This is a genomic window from Curtobacterium sp. PhB170, from assembly GCF_003752345.1.
Lineage (GTDB): Bacteria > Actinomycetota > Actinomycetes > Actinomycetales > Microbacteriaceae > Curtobacterium.
Map to the genome: position 1 here is coordinate 189,054 of NZ_RJUM01000014.1, position 18,078 is coordinate 207,131.

An 18,078-nucleotide genomic window follows, 5' to 3' on the forward strand; every position below is an offset into this window, starting at 1 on the left:
CAGCGGCGTCGCCCGGGTGTTCCATCCACAGATCGCGTGACCGTCGGCAGTGATGTCGGTGGCCAGCCATAGGTTGATGGACATCGGGAACAGCCCGAAGCCTTGTCGCAGAACCATCGGCCTTGCACCACCGGCCGGCGTGGACGCGACAGCCTACAGGCGGCCGAACACGAGCACGAAGGAGCACCCCATGCCATCACCGGCAGACCGCGAAAAGGCCCTCGAGACCGCACTCGCACAGATCGACAGGCAGTTCGGCAAGGGTGCGATCATGCGCCTCGGTTCGGACGAACGCGCACCCGTCAACGTCATCCAGACCGGGTCGGTGGCGCTCGACGTCGCGCTCGGCATCGGGGGACTGCCCCGCGGCCGCATCGTCGAGATCTACGGCCCGGAGTCCTCGGGTAAGACGACCCTCACCATCCACGCCATCGCCAACGCCCAGCGCGCCGGTGGCATCGCGGCCTTCATCGACGCCGAGCACGCGCTCGACCCGGAGTACGCCAAGAAGCTCGGTGTCGACATCGACGCCCTGCTCGTGTCGCAGCCGGACACCGCCGAGCAGGCGCTCGAGATCGCGGACATGCTCGTCCGCTCCGGCTCGATCGACCTCATCGTGATCGACTCGGTCGCAGCACTGGTGCCGCGCGCCGAGATCGAGGGCGAGATGGGTGACTCCCACGTCGGTCTGCAGGCCCGCCTCATGTCCCAGGCGCTGCGCAAGCTCGCCGGTGGGCTGAACCAGACGCAGACCACGATGATCTTCATCAACCAGCTGCGCGAGAAGATCGGCGTGTTCTTCGGTTCCCCGGAGACCACCTCGGGCGGTAAGGCACTGAAGTTCTACGCGTCCGTCCGCCTCGACATCCGTCGCATCGAGACGCTCAAGAGCGGCACCGACGCAGTGGGCAACCGCACGCGTGTCAAGGTCGTCAAGAACAAGATGGCGCCGCCCTTCAAGCAGGCCGAGTTCGACATCCTGTACGGCGTCGGCATCTCGCGCGAAGGCTCGCTGCTCGACTTCGGTGTCGACCACGGCATCGTCAAGAAGTCGGGTGCCTGGTACACCTACGACGGCGACCAGCTCGGGCAGGGCAAGGAGAACTCGCGTTCCTTCCTGATCCAGAACCCCGACACCGCGGCTGAGATCGAGGGCAAGATCCTCGCCAAGCTCGGCGTCGGTGGCGCCAAGGCGGAAGAGGCTCCGGTCGAGTCGATCGCGCCGAAGCTCGCGGAGCGCAAGGGCGCGTGAGCACCGACCACGACGACGACGGCCTCGCACCGGTCACCGACCTGTTCGGTGCGAGGTCCCGTCGCCGGGCCCCGGCAGCTGCGGAACCCACCCCCGAACCCGAGCAGACGGTGCCCAGCATTCCGGAGCCCGTGCTCGAGGACGATGCGGACACCCCCGTCCCCTTGCCCATCCGCGGGCCGCGTGCACAGGCCGACTGGGTCTCGCCGGTCATCGGCGACGGTTCCGGCCGGACCGCGCGGGCCGAGCAGGACGGCTACGACGACGACGGGGCGGACGCCACGACGGCGTCGGTCTTCTGGATCGCCGGTGGCGAAGAACTCGACCCTGCGGATGCCCCTCGTCCCCTCGACGAGCAACGCGCCGACGCCGAGCGGCTCAGCATGCGGGCGCTCGGCCGCAAGGGCGTGAGCGAGTCCGAGATGCGGACACTGCTCACCCAGCAGGACCTCGACCCCGACGTGGTCGAGCACGAGATCGAACGCCTGACCCGCGTCGGGCTGCTCGACGACGTCGCCCTCGCCACCGACCTGGTGGACCGCCTGCACGCCCGCAAGGGACTGGGGCGACAGGGCGTGGTCACCGAGCTGCGTCGTCGTGGCATCGACCAGATCGCGATCGACACCGCGCTCGACGAAGCTGCGGACGACGAGGACGACGAGTTCATCCGCGCCCAGGAGCTCGCCGACAAGCGTGCGCCGCAGATGCGTGGGCTCGACCGTGCGACCGCCGAGCGTCGGTTGTCGGGGTTCCTGATGCGCAAGGGCTACGGCTCGGGCGTGGTGCGGATCGCCGTCCAGCGTGCCCTCGACGGCGGCGGACGCCGGCCTCCGACGGGCCGCGGGACCGTGCGCTTCGAGTAGTCGCCCCGACCTACACTGGGACGACCATGGCCACCGTCGCAGCGCGCCAGCGCACCTACGAAGTCCGCACCTACGGGTGCCAGATGAACGTGCACGATTCCGAGCGGCTGAGCGGGTCGCTGCAGGCGGCGGGCTACACGGCTGCGGACGGCGAGCAGGCCGACGTGGTCGTCATCAACACCTGTGCCGTGCGCGAGAACGCCGACAACCGCTTGTACGGCAACCTCGGGCAGCTGGCCGGCATCAAGCGCGACCACCCCGGCATGCAGATCGCCGTCGGTGGGTGCCTGGCGCAGAAGGACAAGAACGTCATCCTCGAGAAGGCGCCGTGGGTGGACGTGGTCTTCGGCACGCACAACATGGGCTCGTTGCCGACGCTGCTCGAACGTGCGCGGCACAACGACGAGGCGCAGATCGAGATCCTCGAAGCGCTCGACGTGTTCCCGTCGACGCTGCCGACCAAGCGTGACTCGACCCACAGTGGGTGGGTGTCGATCTCGGTCGGGTGCAACAACACCTGCACGTTCTGCATCGTCCCGTCGCTCCGCGGCAAGGAGAAGGACCGCCGCCCGGGTGACGTCCTGGCCGAGATCCAGGCGCTCGTCGACGACGGTGCGATCGAGGTCACGCTGCTCGGGCAGAACGTGAACTCGTACGGGGTCGAGTTCGGCGACCGGCAGGCGTTCGGCAAGCTGCTGCGCGCGGCCGGCACCATCGACGGCCTCGAGCGCATCCGCTTCACGAGCCCGCACCCGGCAGCCTTCACCGACGACGTCATCGACGCCATGGCCGAGACCCCGAACGTCATGCCGCAGCTGCACATGCCGTTGCAGTCCGGGTCCGACCGGGTGCTCAAGGCCATGCGGCGGAGCTACCGGAGCGAGCGGTTCCTCGGCATCCTCGACCGGGTGCGCGCCAAGATCCCGAACGCGGCGATCTCGACCGACATCATCGTCGGGTTCCCGGGCGAGACGGAAGAGGACTTCGCGGACACCCTGCGCGTCGTCGAGCAGGCACGGTTCGCCAGCGCCTTCACGTTCCAGTACTCGATCCGCCCCGGTACCCCGGCGGCGACGATGGACGACCAGCTGCCGAAGCACGTCGTGCAGGAGCGGTACGAGCGGCTCGTCGCGCTGCAGGAACGCATCACCGCGGAAGAGAACGCCGCGCAGGTCGGCCGGAGCGTCGAGGTCCTCGTCGCGACGGGCGAGGGGCGGAAGGACGACGCCACCCGCCGGTTGTCCGGACGCGCGGAAGACTCGCGGCTCGTGCACTTCGCCGTGCCGGAGGGCTCCGCGGTCCCGCGACCCGGCGACGTCGTCACGGTCGAGATCACCCGAGCGGCCCCGCATTTCCTGATCGCCGACGACGACGCTCCGCTGCGCATCCGACGCACCCGGGCGGGCGACGCCTGGGACCGTGCCGAGGCCGAGAGCTGCGGCGTGCCGACCCCGGCGGCGCCCGGCGACGGTCCGCGCCCGGTGTCGCTCGGACTGCCCACGCTCCGTGTCGGGCGCTGACGCCCCCGTCGGGGACGGCTCCGAGCGCGACACGGCCCAGGTCCCCGAGCGCGACCCGGTACAGCACCGCGAGCGCGACGCGTCCGACGCTGATCTGATCGCCGTCGTCGGGGCGACGGGGACGGGCAAGTCGGACCTCGGGATCGCGATCGCCGAACGCCTCCGCGCCGCCGGCCGGAACGCCGAGATCGTCAACGCCGACGCCATGCAGCTGTACCGCGGCATGGACATCGGCACCGCGAAGCTGTCGTTCGACGAACGGCACGGCATCCCGCACCACCAACTCGACGTGCTCGACGTCACCGACGAGGCCAGCGTCGCCGCGTACCAGGCGGCCGCCCGAGCCGACGTGGACCGCATCCGTGCCGACGGCGGCGTCGCCGTGCTCGTCGGCGGGAGTGGCCTCTACGTGTCCTCCGTCCTGTTCGACCTGGCGTTCCCCGGCACCGACCCGGCACTCCGCGCGCAGCTCGAGCGCGAGCACGACGAGCTCGGTCCGGGCATCCTGCTCGAGCGGCTCCGCGGCCTGGACCCGGCGGCCGCAGCGACGATCGATGCACGCAACCCACGGCGGTTGATCCGGGCACTCGAGATCGCGAGCCGATCCGAGGTCGTGACCCCGAGCCTCCCGTCCGCGCCCCGCGCCTGGCGACCGTCCCGGATCCTGCACCTGCGACGCGATCGTGAGCAGCTCGTCGCGGCGCTGCACGCGCGTGCGGCGGGGATGTTCGCCGCCGGACTCGTCGACGAGGTCGCAGGGCTGCGCGAGCAGGGCATCGAGCAGGGGAAGACCGCGCGGGCCGCGATCGGGTACTCGCAGGCGCTTGACGTGCTGCGGGGGACCTCCACGATCGAGGCCGCGGTCGAGGCGACCGGGATCGCGACGCGCAAGTACGCCCGACGGCAGGTGTCGTGGTTCCGCCGCTACGCCGACGCCGAGACCCTCGACGTCACCGGGGCGGACCGCGGGGACCTGTCGGAACTGGCCCGTAGGATCGTCCCGTGACCGAGCTGCACTTCACCAAGGGCCAGGGGACCGGCAACGACTTCGTCCTGTTCGCCGACCCCGACGCCACCGTCGACCTGACCCCCGAGCGGATCCGCGCGATCGCGGACCGACGCTTCGGCGTGGGCGGCGACGGCGTGATCCGTGCGGTGCGGTCCGAAGCGATCCCCGAAGGACGCGCCCTGGTGGCCGTCGAACCCGCGGCGACGTGGTTCATGGACTACCACAACGCCGACGGCACGATCGCCGAGATGTGCGGCAACGGGATCCGGGTGTTCGCGCGGTACCTGACCGAGTCCGGCCTGGTCGAGCTCGCACCCGGCGAGACCCTGACGGTCGGCAGCCGCAAGGGCCTGGTCGACATCCAGCGGACCACGAACGGCTTCGCTGCCGACCTCGGCCGGTGGGGGCTGGGCATCGAGGACGGCGGCTCGGACGACGTCATGGTGCGCGCCAAGAACCTCGACGGTGCCCGGCCCGGCATCGGCATCGACGTCGGCAACCCGCACGTGGTCGTCGCCGTCGCGACCGAGGACGAACTCGCCGACCTCGACCTGACCTTCCTGCCCGTGCTCGACCCGGCGCCCGAGCACGGCGCCAACGTCGAGTTCGTGCTGCCCGGCGACCCCCTGATCAACGACGGCGTCGGCGAGATCACGATGCGGGTGCACGAGCGGGGCAGTGGCGAGACGCTGTCGTGCGGCACCGGTGCGGTGGCTGCTGCCCTCGCGACGCGGTACTGGGTGGGCTCCGGTGCGCCGGACACCTGGCGCGTGCGGGTTCCGGGCGGCGTCGTGACGGTGCGGATGTTCGCGGCGGAGGACGGCGAGCACGTGTCGCTGTCCGGGCCCGCCGAGCTCGTGTTCTCCGGGGACCTGACGGTCTGACGCGGGCCGCGGGGCGGGCCGCGCCGCGGGCGGAGCGCCGCAGGCGGCGCGCGCCGCTTCGTGAGCAGAAATGGTCGGGTGCCCTGCGGCGACTCGACCATTTCTGCTCACGAAGCCGTCCGTCCGCGCGGGCGGCGCGGCGCGGCGCGGCGCGCGCCGCGCTACGCCGTCCGGCGCACGCGGATGACGCGGAACCCCTTGTCGGTGGACGCCCGCGCGACGTGGAACCCTGCCCCGAGCGCACCGACGAGCCACTTCTGCAACGAGTCACCCCCGAGGTCCTTCGACACCACGAGCCAGGCGTCGCCCTCGACCTCGAGCCGGGGCAGCCACGTCAGCAGGATCTCGTGGAGTTCGTCCTTGCCGACGCGGATCGGCGGGTTCGACCAGATCGTCCGGAACCGCAGGTCGTCCGGGACGTCGTCGGGCAGGGCGATGGTGACGTTCGACGCACCGGCGGCCTCGGCGTTGGTCCGCGCCAACCCGAGCACCCGTTCGTTGACGTCGACGCCCCACACCGACGCGTCGGGGGAGTGCAGCGCCATCGTGATCGCGATCGGGCCCCAGCCGCAGCCGACGTCGAGCAGGGCGCCGTCGTGCGCGGGCGGCGGGACGGAACCGAGCAGCACGCGGGTGCCGCGGTCGAGGCCGTCCGGGCTGAAGACCCCTGCTGCCGTGGTCAGCGTGAGCGACCGGCCGGCGAGGGTGACGTCGATCTGGCGTTCGCGGGTGTCCGATGACGGGTTCGCGGAGAAGTAGTGGTCGTTCGCCATGGATGAACCGTAGCGGGAACCCGGTGTGTCCGAGGCCCGCCGGAGGTACCCTGTGGACAGGATGACGGATACCCATCAGCAGAACGACCAGACCAACGACGACAGCGCAGACGGTGTCGTCGAACGGGTGTTGCGCAACGCCGACCGCCGCGCAGCATCGTCCATCTTCGCCCCCGCCCAGGCGATCCAGACCCGCTCGGTCGACGAGCACGGGTGGGACGGCGACGGCGACCAGTACGACCGAGAGGACCGGGCGGCCCTGCGCCGCGTCGCTGGCCTCTCCACCGAGCTCGAGGACGTCACCGAGGTCGAGTACCGCCAGCTGCGGCTCGAGCAGGTCGTCCTGATCGGCGTGTACCCGCACGGTGACGCCCAGGACGCCGAGAACTCCCTGCGGGAGCTGTCCGCCCTGGCCGAGACCGCCGGCGCGGTGGTCCTCGACGGGCTCCTCCAGCGTCGGCCGAACCCCGACCCGGCGACCTACCTCGGCAAGGGCAAGGCAGAAGAGCTCGCGATGGTCGTCAAGGCCACCGGAGCCGACACGGTGATCGCGGACACCGAGCTCGCCCCGTCACAGCGCCGCGCGCTCGAGGACGTCGTGAAGGTCAAGGTCATCGACCGCACGGCCGTGATCCTCGACATCTTCAGTCAGCACGCGAAGACCCGAGAGGGCAAGGCCCAGGTCGAGCTCGCGCAGCTGCAGTACCTGCTGCCCCGACTGCGCGGCTGGGGTGACTCGATGTCCCGGCAGGCCGGTGGTCAGGTCTCCGGCGGTGCGGGCATGGGTTCGCGTGGTCCCGGTGAGACGAAGATCGAGCTCGACCGTCGTCGTATCCACACCCGCATGTCGAAGCTCCGCCGCCAGATCGCCGGGTTCCGCCCCGCGCGCGAGGCGAAGCGTGCCGACCGTCACCGCAACGAGGTGCCGAGCGTCGCGATCGCCGGCTACACGAACGCGGGAAAGTCCTCGCTCCTGAACCGCCTGACGAGCGCCGGTGTGCTGGTGCAGAACCAGCTGTTCGCGACGCTGGACGCCACGGTCCGCCGGACCGAGAGCACCAAGGGCCGCGAGTTCACCTTCGTGGACACGGTCGGCTTCGTCCGGAACCTGCCGCACCAGCTGGTCGAGGCGTTCCGCTCCACCCTCGAGGAGGTCGGCGAGGCCGACGTCATCGTGCACGTGGTCGACGGCTCGCACCCCGACCCCGGGGCGCAGCTCGCGACCGTGCGCGAGGTCATCGGCGACGTCGGCGCGCACGACATCCCCGAGATCGTCGTGTTCAACAAGGCCGACCTGATCGACGACGCACAGCGCCTCGTCCTGATCGGGCTCGCGTCGGACGCCGTCTTCGTGTCGGCCCGCACGGGCGAGGGCATCCCGGAGCTCCTCCGTACCATCGAGGAGCGCCTGCCGGAGCCCGACGTCGAGCTCACGGTGGTCGTGCCCTACGACCGGGGGGACCTCGTCTCCACGCTGCACGACGCGGGCGCGGTCGACTCGGTCGACTACGTCGAGGACGGCACCCGCCTGCGCGTGCGTGTCTTCCAGCGCCAGGTCGCGGAGCTCGATCCGTACGTGGTCGCCCCCGTCACGTCCTGACGGCCTGTACCGGCTGACGGCCGGGAGGCCCGCCCCGGCTCCGCACGACGCCGTCGTGTTCCTGAGACGGCGGTGTTGCACTGCCCCAGTCGGCCGGGCACGACGCCGTCGTGTTCCTGAGACACCCCGCAACGCACGAGACGCCGCCGGATCCGGCGGCGTCTCGTCGTTTCGGGGGCGTCGTGCGGGGACGCCGGCGTCGTGCGCGGGTCGGTGCGCGGGGCGGGTCAGAGGGAGCGGAGGACCGCGACGACCTTGCCGAGCACCGACGCCGCGTCGCCGAGGATCGGCTCGAACGCGGTGTTGCGGGGGAGCAGCCAGGTGTGGCCGTCGCGCTGGCGGAAGACCTTGACGGTCGCCTCTTCGTCGAGCATCGCGGCGACGATGTCACCGTTCTCGGCGGTCTGCTGCGCACGGACGACCACCCAGTCGCCGTCGCAGATCGCGGCGTCGATCATCGACTCGCCGACGACCTTGAGCATGAAGAGGTCGCCCGAGCCGACGAGCTGCCGGGGGAGCGGGACGATCTCGTCGACGTGCTGCTCCGCCGTGATCGGGACACCGGCGGCGATCCGGCCGACCAGGGGCACGAGCGTGGTGGCGTCGACGTCGGGTCCGGTGACGTCCGGGGTGGGCTCGTCGACCAGGACCTCGAGCGCACGGGGACGGTTCGGGTCGCGGCGGATCCAGCCGCCGAGCTCGAGCTGGCCGAGCTGGTGGGACACGCTCGACAGCGAGGAGAGCCCGGCTGCGTCGCCGATCTCGCGCATGCTCGGCGGGTAACCCCGCGAGGCGATGGACGCACGGATGGCGTCGAGGATCGTCTGCTGCTTCGCGGTCAGCGGCTTCTGGCCCCGCAGTTCGTCCACCACGTCGTCTCGCTTTCGTCGGTGCTGAGCGGCCGTGGCGGGAATGTCGGTGGTCCCCGTTTGACTTGTCCCAGTCGATCGAAACAGTATCCGACCGGTCAACCCCGGACAAACACCTGTTCGAGCGTGTCGCAAGAAAACCCCGCAGAAATCCTCTCCCAGGACTTGTGCGGCGTCTGATTCGAAACTATGTTCGGTACACGACTTCGGTTCACCCGAACGGGAAGGCAAGAACGACATGAGCACCATCGCCATCGCTGACATCCAGCGCACCGCGGCCCCCGCCGTGCACGTCCGCCTGCGCCTGACGCGCCGCGGCCGCATCGTCTTCACGACGCTCGCCGCGCTCCCTCTCCTCATCGTCGTCGCCTTCTTCGTCCTGAACGGCGGCCAGGCGTCCGCCGGTGACGCCGCCGCTGGTGGCGCCCGGACGCAGTTCGACACGGTCACGATCCAGCCGGGCGAGACGCTCTGGCAGCTGGCCGAGGACACCGCGCCGAACGCCGACCCGCGCGACTTCGTGCAGGACGTCATCAGCCTCAACGCTCTCGACGGCTCCGGGCTGCAGGCCGGCGAGCAGATCGCCATCCCGACGAAGTACACCTCCGGCCAGTAGTCGCTGCGAGTGGTCGAGGGCAGTCCCGTCCGGACGGCTGGTCGTCCGGTGGCCACAGCGGCCTACGATGGATCGGTGGCATTCACGCTGGAAGACCTCCCGATCCGAGATGACCTCCGCGGTCAGAGCCCCTACGGCGCTCCGCAGAAGCACGTCCGCGTCCAGCTGAACGTCAACGAGAACACGCATCCCGTGCCGGACGACGTGGCTGACGACATCGTCGCCTCGATCCGCCAGGCGCTCGCGACGGTGAACCGCTACCCGGACCGCGAGTTCACGGAGCTCCGCGAGTCGCTGGCCGGGTATCTCGGGCACGGCCTGTCGGCAGAACAGTTGTGGGCGGCGAACGGCTCGAACGAGGTCCTCCAGCAGCTGTTGCAGGCCTTCGGCGGCCCGGGGCGTTCCGTCCTCGGGTTCCCGCCCACCTACTCGATGCACTCGATCCTGGCGTCCGGAACCGGCACGACCTGGATCCCGGCGGAGCGCGACGACGAGTACCGCATCTCTCCCGAGACCGTGGTGGCGGCGATCGAGCAGCACCGTCCGGACATCGTGTTCCTGTGCGGGCCGAACAACCCCACGGGCACACCGCTGCCGATCGAGACGATCGAGGCCGCGTACGCCGCGACCGACGGCATCGTGATGGTGGACGAGGCCTACGCCGAGTTCATGCCGGCCGACGTGCCGAGTGCCCTCACGCTGCTGCCCGGGCGGGAGCGACTCGTGGTCTCCCGGACCATGAGCAAGGCGTTCGCGTTCGCCGGCGCACGGGTCGGCTACATGGCGGCACACCCCGCCGTGATCGATGCCGTCCGCCTCGTTCGGCTGCCGTACCACCTGTCCGTCCTGACGCAGGCGGCCGCCGTCGCCGCACTGCGCCACGCGCCCGAGATGCTCGCGATGGTCGACGACATCAAGCAGCAGCGCGACCGGATGGTGACCGAGCTGCAGGCCATGGGCTACCGGACGTACGAGACCTGGTCGAACTTCGTGCTGTTCGGTGGGGTCGCTGACCCGCACGCTGCGTTCGAGTCGCTGCTCGAGCGGGACGTCATCGTGCGCGACCTCGGGATCCCGAACCACCTGCGGGTGAGTGCCGGCACCGAGGAGGAGACCACCGCCTTCCTCGACGCCATGCGGCAGGTCGCCGCTGAGCAGCCGCCGGTTAGGGTTGGGGCATGACCGCCCGTACCGCCTCGATCAGCCGCAGCACGAGCGAATCGAGCGTCGAACTCGAGCTCGACCTCGACGGCACCGGCTCGTCCGACATCTCGACGAGCGTGCCGTTCTTCGACCACATGCTCACCGCGTTCAGCAAGCACTCGCTCATCGATCTGCGCGTGCGCTCGACCGGTGACACCGACATCGACGTGCACCACACGGTCGAGGACACCGGCATCGTGCTCGGACAGGCCATCAAGCAGGCCCTCGGCGACCGATCGGGCATCGGCCGGTACGGCGACGCCCTCGTGCCCCTCGACGAAGCGCTGGCCCAGGCGGTCGTCGACGTCTCCGGGCGTCCGTTCCTCGTGCACTCGGGTGAGCCCGAAGGGTTCGAGTTCCACCGCATCGGCGGTCACTTCACCGGGTCGATGATCCGCCACGTGTTCGAGGCGATCACGTTCAACGCGGGCATCACCGTGCACGTCCGTGTGCTCGGTGGCCGCGACCCGCACCACATCGCCGAGGCCGAGTTCAAGGCGTTCGCGCGTGCGATGCGCAAGGCGGTCGAACTCGACCCGCGCGTCGACGGCATCCCCTCCACCAAGGGTGCACTGTGACCGCGAAGCCGAACGTCGTCGTCCTCGACTACGGGTCGGGCAACGTCCACTCCGCCGCCAAGGCCCTCGAGCGGGCCGGGGCCGAGGTCACGCTGACCTCCGACAAGCAGGCGGCGCTCCGTGCCGACGGCCTGCTCGTACCCGGGGTCGGGGCGTTCGCAGCGGTCATCGACCAGCTCGAGGGCGTCCAGGGCGGCGAGATCGTGGACCACCGTCTCGCCGGTGGTCGTCCGGTGCTCGGCATCTGCGTGGGCATGCAGGTGCTGTTCTCCCGCGGCATCGAGCGCGGAGCCGACGTCGAGGGTCTGGGGCAGTGGCCCGGCACCGTCGAGCAGCTCCAGGCCGAGGTCCTCCCGCACATGGGCTGGAACACCGTCCAGGCACCGGAGAACTCCGTGCTGTTCGACGGGCTGCACGACGAGCGGTTCTACTTCGTGCACTCGTACGGCGTGACCGACTTCCCGCTCGACGCCTACGGGCCGTTCCGTGCTCCCGGCCTGACGTGGGCCGAACACGGGCAGCGGTTCATCGCCGCGGTCGAGAACGGGCCGCTCACCGCGACCCAGTTCCACCCCGAGAAGTCCGGCGAGCCGGGCATCCGCCTGCTGACCAACTGGGTGCGCTCGCTCTGAACCCGGCCCGCAACGGGCGCGACGGCGCCGCCGGACGTGCCACGGGCCTCCAGGCCGAACCCCGCACCTTCACCACTGCCCCTTCTCCACCGTGACGAAACCGACAGGACCATGACCGACCTCACCGACACCTCGCCCCTCGTCCTGCTGCCTGCCGTCGACGTGGTCGACGGCCAGGCCGTCCGGCTGACCCAGGGCGAGGCCGGGAGCGAGACCGGCTACGGCGACCCCGTCGCCGCCGCGCGCACCTGGCGTGACCAGGGCGCGGAGTGGATCCACCTGGTGGACCTCGACGCGGCCTTCGGTCGGGGCGACAACCGCAAGGTCATCGCGCACGCGATCCGCGAGGTCGACGGCGTCTCGGTCGAGCTGTCGGGTGGCATCCGCGACGACGCCTCGCTCGAAGCCGCGCTGGCCACCGGCGCTGCCCGGGTCAACCTCGGCACGGCGGCGCTCGAGAACCCGGACTGGGCCGCTCGGGTGATCGGCGAGTACGGCGAGCAGATCGCCGTCGGGCTCGACGTGCGTGGCACGACCCTCGCCAGCCGTGGCTGGACCGAGGACGCCGGCGACCTGTGGGAGGTCCTGGACCGGCTCGAGGCCGCGGGGTGCGCCCGGTACGTCGTCACCGACGTCACGAAGGACGGCACGCTGCAGGGCCCGAACGTCGAGCTGCTGCGCCAGGTGTGCGACCGGACCGACCAGCCCGTCGTGGCCTCGGGTGGGATCTCGACGCTCGACGACCTGCGGGCGCTGCGCGAGCTCGTGCCGTTCGGGCTCGAGGGCGCGATCATCGGCAAGGCGCTCTACTCCGGGGCGTTCACGCTGCCGGCCGCACTCGACATCGCCTCGGAGTAGCGGCGTGGCGGGGATCTCGAACGGGCGCGGAACCGGTCCCGAAACGGCAACCGGTCCCGACGACGCGCACACCCCGGGTGGCGCGGCGGACTCGGCCGGCTTCGCCTGGGAAGGTCGAACGTTCGATCACCACGACACCGCGTTCGCCAACGACGACGGGCTGGCCGACCCGGCGCTGACCGCAGCGATCGCGGGCGTGGCCGCCGGTGCATCACAGGCGGCGGTCGTCGAGGCGCTGCGCACCGCCCGGCTGCTCATCCCGCTCATCGCCGAGGCCGGCGACCTCGGCGAGACCGACGCCGGCAAGCTCGTGGACAAGACCCAGGAGCTCTCGATCGTGACGGTCGCCGGTCCGGACGGGCGCAGCGTGATGCCCGCGTTCACCTCGGTCGAAGCAATGCACGTCTGGGACGCCGATGCCCGGCCCGTGCCCGTGGAGTCACGCCGGGTGGCGATGGCCGCGGCGAGCGAGGAGACGCAGCTCGTCGTGCTCGACCCGAAGTCGGCGACCGAGTTCGTGCTGCGCCGTCCCGCGGTGTGGGCGCTCGGTCAGGACCTGCCGTGGACCCCGTGCTTCGAGGACCCCGAGGTCGCCCAGGCGTTCGCCGACTCGGTCGTGGGGGAGCGCAGCGTCGCCCGTGTCGAACTGACCCCCGGTGACCCCGTCGGACGCTTCGCCGGCCCGGAGCTGACCGTCGGGCTGGCGTTGCACCCCGGGCTCGACCGCGAGCAGGTCGGCGAGCTCGTCGGACGCCTGCAGCGGCGGTGGTCGACGGACGCCGTCATCGCCGAACGCGTCGACAGCATGCGCGTGGCCCTGCGCGCAGCCTGAGCCGCGTCTCCGTCAGCTGCTGCCACGAGCAACGCAGACCCGGCCGCGCGCGGCGGTGCGGCCCCGGGCCGGGCGACGTCGCCGGTACGATGGCCGGGTGAGCACGAACCCGACGACCAACCCCACCGGCGCGACCTCCATCGGTCCGACGGGTCGTCCTGTCCGGGAGTTCCCCGTGCCCGAGGAACTCGACAGCACCGGCCCTGCGCGCATCATCGCCCTCTGCAACCAGAAGGGCGGCGTCGGCAAGACCACCACGGCGATCAACCTCGGTGCAGCCCTGGCGGAGTACGGCCGCAAGGTCCTTGCAGTCGACTTCGACCCGCAGGGTGCGCTCTCGGCGGGCCTCGGTGTCCGCACGCACGACATCCACACCGTCTACGACCTGCTCATGGGCGCCGTGAAGGACCCGATCCAGGTCATCCAGCCGACGAACACCCCGGGGCTCGACGTGATCCCGGCGAACATCGACCTGTCCGCGGCCGAGGTGCACCTGGTCAACGAGGTCGCCCGCGAGCAGATCCTGGCGAGCGTGCTGCGCAAGGTCGCGAACGACTACGACGTGATCCTGGTCGACTGCCAGCCGTCGCTCGGCCTGCTCACCGTCAACGCCCTGACCGCGGCGCACGGTGTGCTCATCCCGCTCGAGTGCGAGTTCTTCGCCCTGCGCGGTGTCGCCCTGCTCATCGAGACGATCGACAAGGTGCGCGACCGCCTCAACCCGGCGCTGACGCTCGACGGCATCCTGCCGACGATGTACGACTCGCGCACCCTGCACTCGCGTGAGGTCATGGAGCGCGTCGTCGACACCTTCGACGACCGGGTCCTCGACACCGTCATCGGGCGCACCGTGAAGTTCCCGGACGCCACGGTCTCCGCTCGACCGATCACCCAGACGGCACCCGACCACGCCGCCGCCCACGCCTACCGGCAGCTCGCACGAGAGCTCGTCCAGCGTGGCGCCGTCGCCTGAGTCGGGGTTCCGGGTCCGACTCACCAACTTCGACGGCCCGTTCGACCTCCTGCTGTCGCTCATCACGAAGCACGAGCTCGACATCACCGAGGTCTCGCTCGGCGCGGTCACGGGGGAGTTCATCCAGTACGTGCGTCAGGCCGAGTCGGCGGACGAACTCGACGAGGCGAGCGAGTTCCTCGTCGTCGCCGCGACCCTGCTCGACCTGAAGATCGTCGGGCTGCTGCCGCAGGGTGAGCTCGTCGACGCCGAGGACGTCGCCCTGCTCGAGGCCCGCGACCTGCTGTTCGCACGGCTGCTGCAGTACCGGGCGTTCAAGCAAGCCGCCGACTGGTTCGGCGAGCGCTGGGGTGTGGAGTCGCGTCGGCACGTCCGGAGCGTCCGGCTCGAGGAGCGGTTCCGCGCGCGCACGCCCGAGCTCGTGTGGACCCTCTCGGTGCAGGACTTCGCCGCGCTGGCAGCGTTGGCGTTCGCCCCACGGGAGATCCCGACGGTCGGCCTCGACCACCTGCACGCGCCGCTCATCAGCATCCGCGAACAGGCCGCGATCGTCGTCTCGATCCTGCGGACACGCGACGGCGAGGGCGTCTCGTTCCGCGAACTGGTCGCGGGCGTCGACCAGACGGGTATCGTGGTGGCTCGCTTCCTCGCGATCCTGGAGCTGTACCGGAACGCATCGATCTCGTTCGAACAACTCGAGCCGCTCGGGGAACTCACGCTCCGATGGACCGCCGAGGACTGGTCCGACGAGAGCCTCGCCAACCTGGGAGCCGACTATGACGGATGACGTGCACGACACGTCCAGCGCCGAACCCGGCGGCGCCGACGAGATGGCCGACGCCCGCGCGATCGAGCACGAGATCCACGCGCGTGCCGAGCACGACCACGCCCCGCAGGCGCACCCGGCGATCCCGATCGACCGCCAACTCGAGGCGATCCTGATGATCGCGGACGAGCCCCAGTCGCTCGTCGCGCTCGGCGCCGCCGTGAACGCCCCCGTCCCCGCCGTCCGCCAGGCCGTCGAACGCCTCGTCGCGGACTTCGACGGCGTCGACGGCACCACCCGCCGCGGATTCGAACTCCGCGAGGTCGGCGGCGGCTGGCGCTTCTACGTCCGCCAGGACCTGGACGCCGTCGTCGAGCAGTTCGTCGAGGCCGAGCGTCCCTCGCGTCTGTCGCAGGCCGCGCTCGAGACCCTCGCGGTCGTCGCCTACAAGCAACCGATCACGCGATCCCAGATCGCGTCGATCCGCGCCGTCAACGTCGACGGCGTCGTCCGAACGCTGGTCGCGCGCGGTCTCATCGAGGAGTCGTTCACCGACTCCGAGACCGGCGCCATCAACTACGTCACGTCCGATCTGCTCCTGCAGCAGCTCGGCATCAACTCGCTCGACGAGCTGCCGCTCATCTCGCCCCTCCTGGACGACGGTGCGGACGGCTTCGGGCAGAACGAAGGGATCCCCGATGGCCGGGTTTGACGACCGGGGGCGCGGCGCGCCCCGAGACCGAGACGACCGCAACGGACGCTCAGGAGGCCCGGATCGACCCGGGCGTTCGGCTCCCGGCCGCGGCGGGGCCGGCTCCAGTGCCGGTGGCCGCTCCGGCGGGTACGGTCGCGACGACCGCGGGGGCGCACGTCCGCCGCGTGACGACGACCGTCGTGGCGGCTACCAGTCGCGCGACGACCGTGGTGGCTACCGGGGTCGCGACGACCGTAGCTCCGCGCCGCGTGATGACCGTGGTGGGTACCGCGGCCGTGACGACCGCAGCTCGGCGCCGCGCGACGACCGCGGCGGGTACCGGGGCAACTCTGCTCCGCGTGACGACCGCGGTGGGTACCGAGGCCGTGACGACCGTGCCGGCGGCGGCGACCGTGGCGGCTACCGCGGGAACTCCGCGCCGCGCGATGACCGTGGTGGCTACCGCGGGCGCGATGACCGCAGCTCGGCTCCGCGCGATGACCGCGGTGGCTACCGCGGGAACTCCGCGCCGCGTGACGATCGCGGTGGCTACCGGGGTCGCGACGACCGTAGCTCGGCCCCGCGTGACGACCGTGGTGGCTACCGGGGCAACTCGGCTCCGCGTGATGACCGTGGTGGCTACCGCGGGCGCGATGACCGCAGTTCGGCTCCGCGCGACGACCGTGGTGGCTACCGCGGTAACTCGGCTCCGCGTGATGACCGTGGTGGGTACCGCGGTCGCGATGACCGCAGCGCCGCGCCGCGTGATGACCGCGGTGGGTACCGCGGCCGTGATGACCGCAGCTCAGCGCCGCGTGATGACCGTGGCGGCTACCGGGGTCGCGATGACCGCAGTTCGGCACCCCGCGACAACCGTGACGACCGTGGCGGCTACCGGGGTCGCGATGACCGCAGTTCGGCACCTCGCGACAACCGTGATGACCGTGGCGGCTACCGGGGTCGCGATGACCGCAGCTCGGCACCCCGCGACAACCGTGACGACCGTGGTGGGTACCGCGGTCGTGACGACCGCAGCTCGGCACCTCGCGACAACCGCGACAGCCGCGAGGACCGCCGCGGCCCCGACGGCCAGCAGAGCCGCGTGTGGCACAACGGTCGCCGCTACGTCGGCGGCACCACGAGCGTCCGCAACAGCGACCGCCCCGGTAAGGGCGGCAACAGCGCCGGCAACCGCACCACGCCGAAGCCGAGCGGTGAGCGCGACAGCCACGGCGCCCCGGTGGAGGGCACGCCCGAACGCCCGATCATCGAGGACTGGGACGCGGCGGACGGGACGACGTCTGCCGGGGCCGAGCCGGGCCTCCAGGCAGAGGGGGAGCGCCTGCAGAAGGTGATCGCCGCTGCGGGCGTGGCATCTCGCCGCGTCGCGGAGAACCTGATCGTCGAGGGCCGCGTCACGGTCAACGGGCAGGTGGTGGACGCCCTCGGGCGTCGTGTCGACCCCGCGACGGACGCGATCTCGGTCGACGGCGTGCCGGTGCAGATCGACTCCTCGCGGCGGTACATCGTGCTGAACAAGCCGACCGGTGTCGTCTCGAGCCTGCAGGACGAGCGCGGTCGCCGCGACCTGACCGAGTTCGTGGACCGCTACGAGGAGCGCCTGTTCAACGTCGGCCGCCTGGACACCGAGACCTCCGGGCTGCTCGTCCTGACGAACGACGGCGACCTGGCGCACGTGCTCGCGCACCCGTCGTTCGGCGTGCAGAAGACCTACATCGCGAAGGTGCACGGCAACGTGAACCCCGCCGTGGTCCAGCGTCTGACCGAGGGCGTCGAGCTCGAGGACGGTCCGATCAAGGCCGACAAGGTGCGGTTGCTCGAGTCCTCGCGGGGTGAGTCGCTCGTCGAGATCACGCTGCACTCCGGCCGCAACCGGATCGTCCGTCGCATGCTCGAGGCCGTCGACCACCCGGTCCTCGAACTCGTCCGGCGCTCGTTCGGGCCGCTGCACCTCGGCAGCCTGCCGCCGGGCAAGATGCGTGAGCTCGGCACGGTCGAGGTCGGCAAGCTGCTCGGCACCGTCCGCGACGCGAAGCCCTCCGCTCGTGACGACCGCGACGTCGCCCTCGACCAGGGCGACGACGACGAGTGGGACGACGAGACCGCGGACTGAGCGCGGACTGACCGCGCTCGGT

At 71.0% G+C, this 18,078-nt stretch carries 18 protein-coding genes; 16 read left to right on the top strand and 2 right to left on the bottom strand.

All coding sequences use genetic code 11. The features are described from left to right. Window positions 1–190 precede the first annotated feature (190 nt). From recA to dapF, 5 genes are all read left to right on the top strand, one after another. Complete coding sequence (gene recA, locus EDF40_RS17960) at window positions 191–1,252, top strand: recombinase RecA (protein ID WP_111084595.1); 1,062 nt, start codon at window positions 191–193, stop codon at window positions 1,250–1,252. Further along, window positions 1,249–2,115 (top strand): regulatory protein RecX, encoded by an 867-nt coding sequence (locus EDF40_RS17965; RefSeq protein WP_123341029.1) that lies wholly within the window; start codon window positions 1,249–1,251, stop codon window positions 2,113–2,115. The genes recA and EDF40_RS17965 overlap by 4 nt, the downstream gene beginning before the upstream one ends. 26 nt (window positions 2,116–2,141) lie before the next feature. After that, window positions 2,142–3,635 (top strand): tRNA (N6-isopentenyl adenosine(37)-C2)-methylthiotransferase MiaB, encoded by a 1,494-nt coding sequence (gene miaB, locus EDF40_RS17970; protein ID WP_123341028.1) that lies wholly within the window; start codon window positions 2,142–2,144, stop codon window positions 3,633–3,635. Window positions 3,636–3,729: 94 nt separating this feature from the next. Further along, on the top strand, window positions 3,730–4,641 hold the full coding sequence (gene miaA / locus EDF40_RS17975; RefSeq protein ID WP_123341143.1) for a tRNA (adenosine(37)-N6)-dimethylallyltransferase MiaA: 912 nt from the start codon (window positions 3,730–3,732) through the stop codon (window positions 4,639–4,641). Beyond that, on the top strand, window positions 4,638–5,528 hold the full coding sequence (dapF, locus tag EDF40_RS17980; protein ID WP_123341027.1) for a diaminopimelate epimerase: 891 nt from the start codon (window positions 4,638–4,640) through the stop codon (window positions 5,526–5,528). The genes miaA and dapF overlap by 4 nt, the downstream gene beginning before the upstream one ends. Window positions 5,529–5,689: 161 nt before the next feature. Here dapF and EDF40_RS17985 read toward each other — a convergent pair whose 3' ends face one another. Then, window positions 5,690–6,301 (bottom strand): class I SAM-dependent methyltransferase, encoded by a 612-nt coding sequence (locus tag EDF40_RS17985; protein WP_123341026.1) that lies wholly within the window; start codon window positions 6,299–6,301, stop codon window positions 5,690–5,692. A gap of 61 nt (window positions 6,302–6,362) precedes the next feature. On the opposite strand from EDF40_RS17985, the gene hflX reads away from it, so the two are divergent. Further along, the gene (gene hflX / locus EDF40_RS17990) at window positions 6,363–7,901 is read left to right on the top strand and encodes a GTPase HflX (protein ID WP_111084601.1); all 1,539 of its coding nucleotides are present in this window, start codon (window positions 6,363–6,365) and stop codon (window positions 7,899–7,901) included. 227 nt (window positions 7,902–8,128) lie between these two features. Here hflX and lexA read toward each other — a convergent pair whose 3' ends face one another. Then, entirely contained in the window at window positions 8,129–8,773 is a 645-nt protein-coding gene (gene lexA, locus EDF40_RS17995) for a transcriptional repressor LexA (RefSeq protein WP_123293903.1), read from the bottom strand. A 235-nt stretch (window positions 8,774–9,008) separates the two neighbouring features. On the opposite strand from lexA, the gene EDF40_RS18000 reads away from it, so the two are divergent. The 10 genes from EDF40_RS18000 (at window position 9,009) to EDF40_RS19575 (ending at window position 18,056) form a co-directional block, all read left to right on the top strand. Then, entirely contained in the window at window positions 9,009–9,386 is a 378-nt protein-coding gene (locus EDF40_RS18000) for a LysM peptidoglycan-binding domain-containing protein (RefSeq protein WP_123341025.1), read from the top strand. 75 nt (window positions 9,387–9,461) lie between these two features. Continuing rightward, window positions 9,462–10,568, top strand: a complete 1,107-nt coding sequence (locus tag EDF40_RS18005; RefSeq protein WP_123341024.1) for a histidinol-phosphate transaminase — start codon at window positions 9,462–9,464, stop codon at window positions 10,566–10,568. After that, on the top strand, window positions 10,565–11,167 hold the full coding sequence (gene hisB, locus EDF40_RS18010; protein ID WP_123341023.1) for an imidazoleglycerol-phosphate dehydratase HisB: 603 nt from the start codon (window positions 10,565–10,567) through the stop codon (window positions 11,165–11,167). The genes EDF40_RS18005 and hisB overlap by 4 nt, the downstream gene beginning before the upstream one ends. Continuing rightward, on the top strand, window positions 11,164–11,799 hold the full coding sequence (gene hisH, locus EDF40_RS18015; RefSeq protein WP_123341022.1) for an imidazole glycerol phosphate synthase subunit HisH: 636 nt from the start codon (window positions 11,164–11,166) through the stop codon (window positions 11,797–11,799). Before hisB ends, hisH begins: the two co-directional genes overlap by 4 nt. A 111-nt stretch (window positions 11,800–11,910) precedes the next feature. Further along, a complete protein-coding gene (gene priA / locus EDF40_RS18020; protein WP_111084607.1) occupies window positions 11,911–12,657 on the top strand; it encodes a bifunctional 1-(5-phosphoribosyl)-5-((5-phosphoribosylamino)methylideneamino)imidazole-4-carboxamide isomerase/phosphoribosylanthranilate isomerase PriA in 747 nt (248 codons plus the stop codon). Between the two features lie 4 nt (window positions 12,658–12,661). Then, window positions 12,662–13,489 carry an SseB family protein gene (locus tag EDF40_RS18025; protein WP_123341021.1) on the top strand — a complete coding sequence of 276 codons (828 nt, stop codon included), beginning with the start codon at window positions 12,662–12,664 and terminating at the stop codon, window positions 13,487–13,489. Window positions 13,490–13,586: 97 nt separating this feature from the next. Next, window positions 13,587–14,462 carry a ParA family protein gene (locus EDF40_RS18030; RefSeq protein WP_111084609.1) on the top strand — a complete coding sequence of 292 codons (876 nt, stop codon included), beginning with the start codon at window positions 13,587–13,589 and terminating at the stop codon, window positions 14,460–14,462. Further along, window positions 14,446–15,249 carry a ScpA family protein gene (locus EDF40_RS18035; protein WP_111084610.1) on the top strand — a complete coding sequence of 268 codons (804 nt, stop codon included), beginning with the start codon at window positions 14,446–14,448 and terminating at the stop codon, window positions 15,247–15,249. Before EDF40_RS18030 ends, EDF40_RS18035 begins: the two co-directional genes overlap by 17 nt. Then, the gene (gene scpB / locus EDF40_RS18040) at window positions 15,239–15,940 is read left to right on the top strand and encodes an SMC-Scp complex subunit ScpB (RefSeq protein WP_260213527.1); all 702 of its coding nucleotides are present in this window, start codon (window positions 15,239–15,241) and stop codon (window positions 15,938–15,940) included. Before EDF40_RS18035 ends, scpB begins: the two co-directional genes overlap by 11 nt. 1,324 nt (window positions 15,941–17,264) lie before the next feature. Further along, complete coding sequence (locus tag EDF40_RS19575) at window positions 17,265–18,056, top strand: pseudouridine synthase (RefSeq protein ID WP_240347709.1); 792 nt, start codon at window positions 17,265–17,267, stop codon at window positions 18,054–18,056. Window positions 18,057–18,078: the final 22 nt, after the last annotated feature.